This window comes from Pseudomonas profundi (genome assembly GCF_008638305.1).
In the GTDB taxonomy this organism is placed as follows: domain Bacteria; phylum Pseudomonadota; class Gammaproteobacteria; order Pseudomonadales; family Pseudomonadaceae; genus Halopseudomonas; species Halopseudomonas profundi.
Window position 1 is genome coordinate 1 of sequence record NZ_VTPZ01000039.1, and the last position, 1,405, is coordinate 1,405.

The 1,405-nt window shown below is 54.6% G+C and carries 1 protein-coding gene; it reads left to right on the forward strand.

Annotated features, from left to right (window positions below):
• The first annotated feature begins 105 nt into the window (after window positions 1-105).
• Window positions 106-1,134, forward strand: coding sequence for an IS110 family RNA-guided transposase (locus tag FZE95_RS19455; protein WP_150302441.1), 1,029 nt, complete (start codon window positions 106-108; stop codon window positions 1,132-1,134).
• The last annotated feature ends 271 nt before the right edge of the window (window positions 1,135-1,405 follow it).

A 1,405-nucleotide genomic window follows, 5' to 3' on the forward strand; every position in this document is an offset into this window, starting at 1 on the left:
GAACTCGATGAGATGGTCTCCTCCCTCTCCCTCTACGGCGTCGTGATGCGCCTGAGAATAGATGCTAAACATCTATTGAGAAGCGAACGGAGACAGGAGGAGACCATGAACAAATCTATGACAGTCGGCATCGATCTGGCAAAGGCTATTTTCTTCGTTGTCGTTCTGGACCCGTCGGGTAAACAGGTGCACCGCAAGAAGCTTCGCCGTCAGCAGGTATTGGCTTTTTTGGCGAATTACCCGCAAGCGGTAGTGGCCATGGAAGCCTGTTCCGGATCCCATTACTGGGCACGGGAAATTGAAGCAGCTGGTCATCAAGTGAAGCTATTGCCACCGCAGCACATCAAGGCTTACTTGCGCCGTCAGAAGAACGATTATAACGATGCCGAAGCCATAGCCGAGGCAGCTCAATATGGGCGAGTACGCGCCGTTGCGGTGAAAACGGTTGAGCAGCAGCTGGATCAAAGCCTTCAACGCATGCGGCAGGCTCTGCTTGCCGACCAAATCGGGTTGATCAATCGCACACGCGCCCTGCTGGCAGAGCACGGCATTGTCATGCCCGAAGGCAAGGCGAACTTCCGCAAGACGGTCGTAGCCTTGCTGGAAGATCCTGAGAACGGATTGCCTTGGCGTCTGCGCGAACTGGTCAATCGTCAGTATCAGCAGTACTGCATTTGGGAGCAGGAACTGGAGTGGTACACACAACAGATTGAGATCAGAGCGAATCAGGATGAGGTCTGCCAGAATCTAATGAGCATCCCGGGCTATGGCGAAATCGTCAGCAGTGCCTTCCGCTGCTGGATAGGCGATGGCCACCAATTCAAGAATGGCCGGGATGCCTCCGCCGCTATGGGGCTGGTCCCCAAGCAATACAGTACGGGAGGCAAAATTATCCTGGGCAGGATCTCCAAATGTGGCGACAAACGTATGCGGGCGTTGCTGGTGCATGGTGCCAGGGCATTCGCGCGCGTGGCCAGCAAGCGCAATGACAGACTCAGTCGATGGGTGTGCAACCTGATTGAGCGACGAGGCTACAACAAGGCAGTCATTGCTCTAGCGAACAAGTTGGTACGCATAGGCTGGGCTGTTGTAACCCGCTGTGAACCTTATCGGGCGATCAATATCAGTCAGTAAAAGCTGGGCAAGGCACAGGTTAACAAGAGGAATTCCCCCCAAGGTTGCGAAGGCAATCAGCAAGCGATGACAACACAGGTTAGGCCGGTGTATCGAAAACCTGCGGAGGGTCAGGGCCATCAAGGCCGTGAACTCGATTAGGACGATACACTTACGGTACTCATCGAGGCCCGCAACCGCAGGTTGCATACAGAGGCCGGATATACGACAGACAACCTACATGCCATCAAATGCTGGAGGCCTTGCAAAGAGGGAGGGGACCATATACGAC